This window comes from Pedobacter kyungheensis, from assembly GCF_000812965.1.
Lineage (GTDB): Bacteria > Bacteroidota > Bacteroidia > Sphingobacteriales > Sphingobacteriaceae > Pedobacter > Pedobacter kyungheensis.
Genome location: NZ_JSYN01000037.1, coordinates 34,947 through 45,513, shown reverse-complemented (window position 1 = coordinate 45,513; position 10,567 = coordinate 34,947). Strand labels below are relative to the sequence as shown.

Sequence of the window (10,567 nt, the reverse complement as noted above, 5' to 3'; positions counted from 1 at the left end):
AAGAGATGCTGAAACAAGTTCAGCATGACGACTTAATTAAAAATTACTTCAAAAAATCCTCGCGGTGGGGATTGAAAATATCAACCAGTAATCCAGCTTCAAGGCATACCACACCATGATATACATTTGATGGCGCAAAGAAAACATCGCCTTCGTTCAATATTTTTTTATCCTCGCCCATACTCACTTCAAAGCTTCCTTTGGCCACATAACTCATTTGGAGGTGGGGGTGGTTGTGTACCGACCCGATAGCCCCTTGTTCAAAAGCAACTTTAACCAACATCAACTGATCATCGTAAGCCATGATTTTACGCTTTACGCCAGCGCCTAAATCTTCCCAGGTGATGTCGTTATCAGTAATTAAGGTTTTGTCGGCTAAATCTTTGAAATTCATTTTTAATAAGTTGTGTCATGTTGAGCTTGTCGAAACACTACGATTGTCCTTCGACAGGCTCAGGATGACAATTTAACAAAAACCTAAACCAAATACTCAAACAAAGTCTGATCCTGGTTCAATTCGATAATTTCGAATTTAAAATCTTTCATGCGTTGCAGTAAGCTGGCATAATCGTTTTTATTCGAAAGCTCAATACCTACCAGCGCCGGACCATTTTCCCTGTTGGTTTTTTTAATAAACTCAAAACGGGTAATGTCATCCTGCGGACCTAAAACCTCGTTCACAAATAATTTTAAAGCGCCTGGTCTTTGCGGGAAACGTACAATGAAATAATGCTTCAAACCTTCGAAAAGTAAAGATTTCTCTTTAATCTCCTGCATACGCTCTATATCGTTGTTTCCACCGCTAACAATACAAACTATTGTTTTACCGGCAATCTGCTCTCTTAGCTGATCTAATGCAGCTACAGACAGTGCTCCGGCAGGTTCTACTACAATCGCATCTTCATTATACAATTTTAATATGGTGGTACAGATTTTTCCTTCCGGAATTAAATGCATCTGATCCAGCAATTCCTTACAATATTCGTAGGTAATGTGGCCAATTCTTTTTACAGCGGCTCCATCTACAAAGCGATCAATCTCATCTAAAGTAAAAGGACCACCATGCTCCATCGCTGTAACCATTGATGGGGCACCGAGAGGCTCAACGCCCACCAGTTTAACATCGGGTTTAACGGTTTTCAGGTAAGCACTTACGCCTGATGCCAGGCCTCCGCCACCAACAGGCATAACTACCATATCTAAATCTGGCAGATCTTCAAAAATTTCTACCCCTACAGTCGCTTGTCCTTCAATTACTTTTTCATCATCAAAGGGTGGAATAAATGTAGCATTGTGTGCTGCACTGTAGGCCAAAGCTTCTTTCAAACAATCGTCGAAAGTATCGCCAACCAACACCACTTCCACATTTTCGCCACCAAACATATACGTTTGTTTTACCTTTTGTTTCGGCGTGATTTCGGGCATAAAAATTACCCCTTTAATGCCTAGTTTTTTGCAGGAGTAAGCCACACCCTGTGCATGATTTCCGGCACTTGCACAAACTACCCCGTTTACTAACAATTCCTGAGGCAACGAACTAATTTTATTATAAGCACCACGCAGTTTGTAAGAGCGTACAATCTGCAAATCTTCTCTTTTTAAATAAATATTGGCATTGTAGTAAGAAGAAAGTCCGGCATTAAACTCAAGCGGGGTACGTTTTACCACGTTTTTGAGCCTTTCAGATGCAGATTTAAAATCTAATGTATGTGGTGTTGTAGTGTTCATTTTTATAGTATCAAGTAGGGAGAATCTGGTATCAAGACCCAGGTTCTCCTATATTTTTCTTTTCGTCATTGCGAGGTACGAAGCAATCTTAAAGCGTTAGGTTTACTAACAGCTATAGTAGTAGGATTGCTTCTTGCCTCGCAATGACGAGTTGTTGCTACGCTAAATGCAGCGCAACCAATTGGTTCAAATCAGTATCGTTAATGCCTTGTTTGCTATCGGCTAAAACCAAAAACTGTTTGTAAACAATATCCAGGTGTTCTTTTTCCAATTTGTGGCCTAAACGCTCTAAATGGTGTTTTAAGGCATGGCGACCACTTCTTGCTGTTAAAACAATAGTCGCATCAGGGAAACCAACATCTTCTGGTTTAATAATTTCGTAGTTTTCGCGGTTTTTTAAGAAACCATCCTGGTGTATGCCTGAGCTGTGCGAAAATGCATTGGCACCAACAATAGCTTTGTTAGGCTGTACCGGCATATTCATCTGGTTTCTCACCGTGTGGCTGATATCATAAAACTGGGTAGCATCAATGCTGGTGTTTAAACCCAGTACTTTGTGGGTTTTTAAAATCATTACCACTTCTTCCATCGAGGTATTACCTGCACGCTCGCCAATACCGTTAATGGTACATTCTACCTGGCGGGCACCGTTTTGTAAACCGGCAATAGAATTAGCCGTAGCTAAACCTAAATCGTTGTGGCAGTGAACAGAAATAATGGCGTTATCGATGTTTTTAACATTTTCCTTTAAGAAAAGGATTTTCGAGCCATACTGGTCTGGCAGGCAATAACCATTGGTATCGGGAATGTTCACCACAGTTGCACCGGCAGCAATTACGGCTTCAACCATTTTAGCTAAAAATTCGATATCAGCACGGCCGGCATCTTCTGCGTAAAACTCAACATCTTCTACATATTTTTTGGCATATTTTACCGCTTCAACCGCACGGGCTAAGATATCTTCGCGGGTACTGTTAAATTTATGTTTGATGTGGAAATCAGAAGAACCAATTCCGGTGTGGATACGTGGACGTTTGGCATAACGCAAAGCATCGGCAGCCACATCGATATCGTTTTTATTGGCGCGGGTTAAGGCACAGATAATCGGGTCGTTAACCGCTTTTGATAACTCAATAACGCTGTTGAAATCGCCGGGGCTTGATACCGGGAAACCTGCTTCAATCACATCTACGCCTAAAAGTTCGAGTGATTTTGCGATTTCTACTTTTTGGTTTGTATCTAACTGGCAGCCTGGAACCTGCTCCCCGTCACGTAATGTCGTGTCGAAAATATAAACTTTATTCGGGTCGTGAATCATAATCTAAGTTTTAGGATGTGATTAATTTTTGTGATAAGAATTTCAATACCAATTTACCCATTTCGGCAGTGCCTAATACTTTAAAACGGTTGGTGGTTTGGTCGGCTATATCATGTGTTCTGAAACCTTCTTTCAATACCTGGTCAACAGTATCAACCAATAGTTTCGCTTCTTCTTTAAGTCCGAAACCAATTTCGAGCATTAAAGCAGCCGATAGGATAGAGGCCAGCGGGTTGGCCAAATCTTTACCGGCAATATCGTGTGCAGAACCGTGGATAGGCTCAAAGAAACCTGTGCTTTCGCCAACAGAAGCCGAAGCCAGCATACCCATCGAACCTGCAATTTGCGAAGCCTCGTCGGTTAAAATATCACCAAATAAGTTAGCGGTTAATACCACGTCGAACTTTTTCGGGTTTTTAATCAGCTGCATGGCTGCATTATCGATAAACATGTGCTCTGTTTCTACATCAGGATATTGTTTGGCAATTTCCTGAACGGTTTCGCGCCATAAGCGTGAGCTTTCCAAAACATTGGCTTTATCTACCGAACATAAGCGTTTGTTACGTTGTTGTGCTGCCTGGTAGGCTTTATGCGCAATACGCTCTACTTCGTAGCGGTGGTAGATCATCAAATCTGAAGCGGTGTTTCTGTCTTCAGAACGGTTTTTCTCTCCAAAATAAACATCACCTGTTAACTCACGGAAGAACAAAATATCGGTTCCTCTTAAAATTTCGGGTTTAATGCTCGATGCCTGAAGAAGTTCATCAAATAGTAATATCGGGCGGAGATTGGCAAACAGACCCAGTTCTTTGCGGATTTTTAATAAACCTTGTTCAGGTCTAACTTTTAAACTCGGATCATTATCGTATTTGGCATGGCCAATGGCACCAAATAAAATAGCATCGCTTTGTCTTGCCTTTTCTAAAGTCTCATCTGGCAGAGGTTCGCCGGTAACTTCGATAGCCGCGTGGCCCATTAAAGCTTCTTCAAACACAAACTCATGGCCAAAAATTTCGGCAATTTTTTCTAATGCTGCTTTTCCCCAGGTAGTGACTTCAGGGCCAATACCATCTCCAGGTATTACTAAAATGTTCTTCTTCATGTTAAATTTCTCCTTTGCCAGATCAGGACTTGAAGGATTTAAAGTTTGTAGGACTTTGCCTTACCTCTAAATTCATCTTCGTGCCCTGTTAGCTCAATATTTCTATATTTAAACTTTCGACGACTTTTACTTCGCCTTTTTCCAATACTATTCTTTTTTCGAGGCAGGTTGGCAGCTGCGATTCAAAATGGCCAACATAAATTACGGTCATGCCGTTGCTGCACAGTTCGTCAACCAGTTGGTTAAAACGTTGTGTTTGTTGCAGATCTAAGCCCTGACATGGTTCATCCAGAATTAACAATTCGGGATTTTTGATGATGGTTCTGGCCAGCAAAACCAGCCGCTGTTTACCCAATGGCAATGAGGTTAACAGTTCATTTTTACTTTCAGTTAAACCAAAATATTCAACCAGTTCATCAACCTGGCTACTTTTGGTGTAAGGCAATTGCTGAAACAGGCCTACGGTATCGTAAAAGCCCGAAGCAATACTTTGCCAAACGGTGGCTGTGGCATCAAAATACCAGTGAAACTCTGGCGAAATGAGCCCGATGTGCTGCTTAATGTCCCAAATACTCTCACCACTTCCACGACGGTTACCAAAAAGATACAACTCATTGGCATACGATTGGGGGTGATCGCCATTTACCAGACTTAGTAAAGTAGATTTACCGGAACCATTATGCCCCTGTAAAAGCCATTTTTCGCCCGCCTTAACTTCCCAGTTAATGTTTTTTAGTACTTGTTTTTCGCCATAGCTGATGTTCACATCAACCATTTTAACAATATTATCTGATGCATAAACCGGCGACTCTTTTAAAAAGCCAGGAATTTCCCGGTTGTGCTTTTCAAAAGAAACTGATGTGTCTTCCCTGGTATAAGCTGTCGTGATTTGTCCGTCTTTAATTTCGGCAAAACGGTGAATACAAGTTGGCAGCTCCTGATCATTGCTGATTAAAATCAGCTGCACACCTTCTTCTGCAATCTGATAGAGCAGCATATTCAGGTTTTTACGCGATGCGGCATCTAAACCTGTATAAGGTTGATCGATAACCAACAGCTGTGGTTTTAACCACAAGGCTTTAACCAGCTGTAATTTTTTGTGCTCGCCGCTCGATAGTTCAATTAACTGCGAACTGGCAAAAGTAGAAAAACCCAGGGCTTCTAAAATCGGTTCAACCCGATCGAAGTGAAGTCCTTTTTCTTTTCCAAAAAGTACCAGTTCGGCGTGCACTGTTAGTGTATCTTTCGCCTGTTGGCTGGTGTAGCGTTGCTGATAATAAAAGTTGGCAACGCCTTCTAAGTTTTTAAACTGGTACCAGCTGTCAACAAACAAAACTTCGGCTGGTAGCTTGCTTAACGGGTCGAAATCGATTTCAATACTTCCCTGTGCGGCAGTTAAGCCTGCTATGGCCTTCGCCAAAGCTGTTTTTCCGCTGCCACTTTCGCCCCACAAAACCCAGTTTTCGCCAACATTTATTTCCCAATACAAGTCCTTCAGCACCGCTTTATTGCGGTAACTCAGGTTGAGGTCTTGTATGTAAACAAATGGTTTAAACATTATCTTGCTTGTTCGAATGATTCTATTAATTGTTTTTGAGCGAGGATGAAATCAATATCATCATAACCGTTTATTAAACACGACTTTTTATAAGGATTAATCTCGAAAGATTCTTTTGCACCGGTTTCTACAATGGTAACAGTTTGATTTTCGAGATCCACTTCTAAGGCTGATTGTGCGTTAGCATCAACTGATTTGAAGATTTGTGCTAAAAAATCGTCGCTAACCTGGATTGGTAGCAAACCATTGTTTAAGGCATTTCCTTTAAAAATATCGGCAAAGAAACTGCTGATTACAGCGTCAAAACCTGCATCCTGAATGGCCCAGGCTGCGTGCTCGCGGCTGCTGCCACAACCAAAGTTTTTACCGGCAACCAAAACCCGGCCGCTATAGGTTGGGTTATTCATTACAAACTCTGGCTTCGGTGTATTGTCGCCGTTATAACGCCAATCGCGAAACAGGTTTTCGCCAAATCCCTCGCGCGTGGTGGCTTTTAGAAACCTGGCCGGAATAATCTGGTCGGTATCTATATTTTCTATGTTTAAAGGCACTACTGCCGATGTTAATTTTGTGAATTTTTTCATTTTTTAATGATGATTACACAGATTTAAATAATTTCACCGATTAAGGTGATTTCACTAATTTTTTATTTTTTGACCTTAAGCCTTCGACCTTCCCACCTTCTACCTCTTAAAGGCTTTAACTCTTATTCTTCTGTAGTCGGCTACCCATTCTCCGTTAATAAAATAATCGGGTTTCAGGATTTCAACTGCCAGTTTTTTGATGGCTTCGGCCTGCGTTTCGTTTAAATTTTTAAAAGCATGTTGTGCAAACTGGTTAATCCAAATGTACATGCCTGCTTCGCCAATCAGCTTGGTAGGTCTGTCAAACAACCAAACCTGTTCTACTTCAAAACCTTTCGATTCGAGCAGGGTAGTATAGGTGCTAACAGACGGAAAATACCAGAAGTTGGTTACTACCTGATCTGAAAAACCCAGCTGACTGGCAGCGGTTGCAATGGCATCTGTAATGCTTTTCACATTTCTGTTGCCACCAAATTCGGCTACTAATCTGCCGCCAGGTTTTAAGCTTTTAAATAAACCTTCGGTTAAGGCCTGTTGGTTTTCAATCCAGTGAAAAGTAGCGTTGCTAAAAATGGCATCGAAGTTTTCCTTATAGGGAAGGTGTGCTCCATCTACCACTTCAAAGCTGAGGTTGGGATACGTGGCTTTTGCATTGGCTACCATATCGGCAGAGGCATCAGTTCCCAGAACCAGTGCGCCACTTGCTGCAATCTGTGCGGCCAGCTGACCTGTGCCACAGCCAACATCCAAAATATGCTCGCCACTTTGCGGCGCCAGCCATTGCAATACATCTGCCCCGTAATCTGATACGAAGTGATGCTGCTTATCGTATAATGTTGCATCCCAAACTATTTCTGGCATAACTAATTTTCTTTAATATTTACTCCTCCATAGACATATAAACTTTTTGAGTTTTATAGTCGCGGACTTAACCTTCTACCTTTTAACCTTCAGCCTTCTACCTCTAAATAGTGCTCAACGGTTGGAAAAGGATCATAAAAATGATGTAATAATTTTTTCCAATCCTGATAAGCTGCGGAAGCTCTAAAGCCTACTGTATGATCCTCGAGTGTTTCCCAGTTCACCAGCAGGATGTATTTATCGGCAACCTCAAAACACTTTTTTAGCTGATGTGAAAGGTAGCCATCCATCGAACTGATTATTTTTTCGGCCTGGTTAAAGGCTTTTTCAAAATCGGCCGATAAACCCGGCTTTACATTTAATATGGCGACTTCAAGTATCATGTTTTTGAATTGTCATGATGAGGAATCAAGCACCTGCTTATTCTTCAACATGACAGTTTATTTTAAGCCTTTTCAAGCATTTCTCTTACATCCGTAATTTTTCCGGTAACGGCAGCAGCAGCGGCAGTTAAAGGACTTGCTAACAAAGTACGGGCGTTTTGTCCCTGTCTGCCTTCGAAATTTCTGTTCGATGTAGACACACAATATTTACCAGCCGGGATTTTATCTTCATTCATCCCTAAACAGGCACTACAACCCGGCTCACGTAACTGGAAACCTGCAGCTTCGAAAATTTTATCCAAACCTTCGTTTTTAGCTTGCTGTTCTACTTGTTTCGAACCCGGAACAATCCAAACGGTAACATTTTCTGCTTTGTGTTTGTCTTTTACAAAGTTGGCCACCTCGCGCAAATCTTCGATGCGTGAATTGGTACAACTACCGATGAAAACATAATCAATTGGTTTACCAATTAAAGCTGCATCATCGTCAAAGCCCATATAATCCAAAGCTTTTTTGTACGATACTTTTTCGGTTTCGGGTTGTGCTGCGGTTGCAGGAATATGTTCCTGGATACCCATTCCCATACCCGGGTTGGTACCATAAGTAATCATTGGCGCAATATCTGCTGCATTGAAAGTTAAAACACTATCAAATTTTGCATCTGCATCACTATATAAAGTTTTCCAGTAAGCTAAAGCTTTATCCCACTCTTCGCCTGCCGGAGCAAACTCACGTCCTTTAATGTAATCGAAAGTAATTTGATCTGGTGCGATTAAACCGCCACGGGCACCCATTTCGATACTCATGTTGCAGATCGTCATGCGGGCTTCCATGCTTAAAGATTCAATTGCTGAACCTGCATACTCAATAAAGTAGCCGGTACCACCTGCAGCAGAAATCTGAGCAATGATGTATAAAATAATATCTTTTGCGCCAACACCTTTACCTAGCTCGCCGTTAACCTCAATTTTCATGGTTTTCGGTTTCGATTGCAATAAGCATTGGGTAGCAAAAACTTGCTCTACCTGCGAAGTTCCGATACCAAAGGCAATGGCGCCAAAAGCACCATGCGTAGAGGTATGGCTATCGCCGCAAACCATAGTTTTTCCAGGCAGCGTAATACCTAACTCAGGACCAATTACGTGAACAATGCCCTGAAACGGATGGCCCAGACCATACAATTCGACACCAAATTCCGCACAGTTTTTGGTTAGCATATCTACCTGATAGCGCGAAAGCTCTTCTTTAATGGGTAACAACTGATTTAACGTAGGTACGTTATGATCGGCAGTGGCCACAGTTTGTTTCGGACGGAAAACAGGTAATCCTCTTTTACGCAAACCATCAAAAGCTTGTGGAGAGGTAACCTCATGGATCAGGTGCGTATCTATGTATAAAATATCAGGAAACCCTTCCTCACTTTTTACAACGTGTGCATCCCAAATTTTTTCTACTAATGTTTTTGACATTTTTTATGAATTTTTTAAACCTTACAGGTTTCAAAAACCTGTAAGGTTTGGTTTTAACTATGCAGTTTTAATTGCTTTCATGGCAGTCATGGCTTTACGTAAAGTAGCACCAATCTGCTCAACCTGGTGAGAACGGATCGCTTCGTTCACTTCAATTAGTTGTCTGTTATCTACAGCACCGTCTTTACCTGCGTTAAAGTTTTTACCAACTAAATCAGTATCTACTTTTTTCATGAAATCGCCTAAAAGCGGTTTACAAGCCTGATCGAATAAATAACAACCATATTCAGCAGTATCAGAAATTACACGGTTCATTTCGAATAATTTTTTACGTGCAATGGTATTGGCAATAAGTGGTGTTTCGTGTAACGACTCGTAGTAAGCCGATTCTGGTTTAATACCAGCCTGTACCATGGTTTCGAAAGCCAATTCAACACCGGCACGTACAAAAGCAACCATTAAAAGGTAGTTATCGAAATATTCCTGCTCACCGATTTTAACATCACCAGCCGGAGTTTTTTCGAAAGCAGTTTCGCCGGTTTCAGCTCTCCAGGCCAATAGGTTTTTGTCGCCATTTGCCCAATCTTCCATCATGATACGGCTAAATTCGCCACTCATGATATCATCTTGGTGTTTTTGGAACAACGGACGCATAATGTCTTTCAACTCTTCAGAAATTTCGAAAGCTTTAATTTTGGCAATGTTGCTTAATCTATCCATCATGGCCGTAATACCACCTTGCTTTAAAGCTTCGGTAATTACTTCAACACCATATTGAACCAATTTAGAAGCATAACCTGCATCGATTCCTTTTTCTACCATTTTATCGAAAGAAAGGATAGAACCAGTTTGTAATAAACCACAAAGGATGGTTTGCTCGCCCATTAAATCAGATTTTACCTCGGCTACGAAAGATGATTTTAATACACCAGCTCTGTGACCACCAGTACCTACGCAATACGCTTTAGCCTGAGCTAAACCTTTGCCTTGAGGATCGTTTTCAGGGTGAACCGCAATTAGAGTAGGTACACCAAAACCTCTTACATACTCTGCTCTAACTTCACTACCTGGGCATTTAGGAGCCACCATAATTACAGTTAAATCTTTACGGATTTGCATACCTTCTTCAACGATGTTGAAACCGTGAGAATACAATAAAGTTGCACCTTCTTTCATTAAAGGCATAACCGCATTTACCACTGCAGTGTGTTGTTTATCTGGGGTAAGGTTAATTACCACGTCAGCAGTTGGGATCAATTCTTCGTAGGTACCTACTTTAAAGTTGTTTTCAGTAGCATTTTTCCACGAATCTCTTTTACCTTCAATCGCTTCTTTACGCAATGTATAACTAACATCTAAACCGCTGTCTCTTAAATTTAAACCTTGGTTTAAGCCTTGTGCTCCGCAACCTACAACTACCAGTTTTTTGCCTTTTAGTGCGCTTACGCCATCTAAAAATTCAGCACTGTCCATAAAGTCGCAAACGCCTAATTGGTTTAATTTTTCTCTAAGCGGTAATGTGTTAAAATAATTTGCCATTGTTTTTATTGGTTAATTTCTATTT

Annotated in this window: 10 protein-coding genes; all 10 read right to left on the bottom strand. The window is 41.2% G+C overall.

Features of this window, described 5'->3' with window-relative positions:
* Positions 1-43: 43 nt before the first annotated feature.
* Positions 44-394 carry a cupin domain-containing protein gene (locus tag OC25_RS23980; protein ID WP_039481950.1) on the bottom strand — a complete coding sequence of 117 codons (351 nt, stop codon included), beginning with the start codon at positions 392-394 and terminating at the stop codon, positions 44-46.
* An 83-nt stretch (positions 395-477) separates the two neighbouring features.
* Positions 478-1,728, bottom strand: coding sequence for a threonine ammonia-lyase IlvA (gene ilvA, locus OC25_RS23975; RefSeq protein ID WP_082018708.1), 1,251 nt, complete (start codon positions 1,726-1,728; stop codon positions 478-480).
* Between the two features lie 157 nt (positions 1,729-1,885).
* Positions 1,886-3,046, bottom strand: coding sequence for a 2-isopropylmalate synthase (locus tag OC25_RS23970; RefSeq protein ID WP_082018707.1), 1,161 nt, complete (start codon positions 3,044-3,046; stop codon positions 1,886-1,888).
* A gap of 10 nt (positions 3,047-3,056) precedes the next feature.
* Positions 3,057-4,148, bottom strand: a complete 1,092-nt coding sequence (leuB, locus tag OC25_RS23965; protein ID WP_039481945.1) for a 3-isopropylmalate dehydrogenase — start codon at positions 4,146-4,148, stop codon at positions 3,057-3,059.
* Positions 4,149-4,236: 88 nt separating this feature from the next.
* Positions 4,237-5,706: an ATP-binding cassette domain-containing protein gene (locus OC25_RS23960; protein WP_209435628.1), complete on the bottom strand. Its 1,470-nt coding sequence runs from the start codon at positions 5,704-5,706 to the stop codon at positions 4,237-4,239.
* Positions 5,706-6,290 carry a 3-isopropylmalate dehydratase small subunit gene (gene leuD / locus OC25_RS23955; protein WP_039481941.1) on the bottom strand — a complete coding sequence of 195 codons (585 nt, stop codon included), beginning with the start codon at positions 6,288-6,290 and terminating at the stop codon, positions 5,706-5,708. The genes OC25_RS23960 and leuD overlap by 1 nt, the downstream gene beginning before the upstream one ends.
* Before the next feature lie 99 nt (positions 6,291-6,389).
* The gene (locus OC25_RS23950) at positions 6,390-7,151 is read right to left on the bottom strand and encodes a class I SAM-dependent methyltransferase (protein ID WP_039481938.1); all 762 of its coding nucleotides are present in this window, start codon (positions 7,149-7,151) and stop codon (positions 6,390-6,392) included.
* A gap of 89 nt (positions 7,152-7,240) precedes the next feature.
* Entirely contained in the window at positions 7,241-7,534 is a 294-nt protein-coding gene (locus tag OC25_RS23945) for an antibiotic biosynthesis monooxygenase family protein (RefSeq protein WP_039481935.1), read from the bottom strand.
* A 62-nt stretch (positions 7,535-7,596) separates the two neighbouring features.
* Positions 7,597-9,003, bottom strand: a complete 1,407-nt coding sequence (leuC, locus tag OC25_RS23940) for a 3-isopropylmalate dehydratase large subunit (protein WP_039481933.1) — start codon at positions 9,001-9,003, stop codon at positions 7,597-7,599.
* A gap of 57 nt (positions 9,004-9,060) precedes the next feature.
* On the bottom strand, positions 9,061-10,542 hold the full coding sequence (gene ilvC / locus OC25_RS23935; RefSeq protein WP_039481931.1) for a ketol-acid reductoisomerase: 1,482 nt from the start codon (positions 10,540-10,542) through the stop codon (positions 9,061-9,063).
* Between the last annotated feature and the right edge of the window lie 25 nt (positions 10,543-10,567).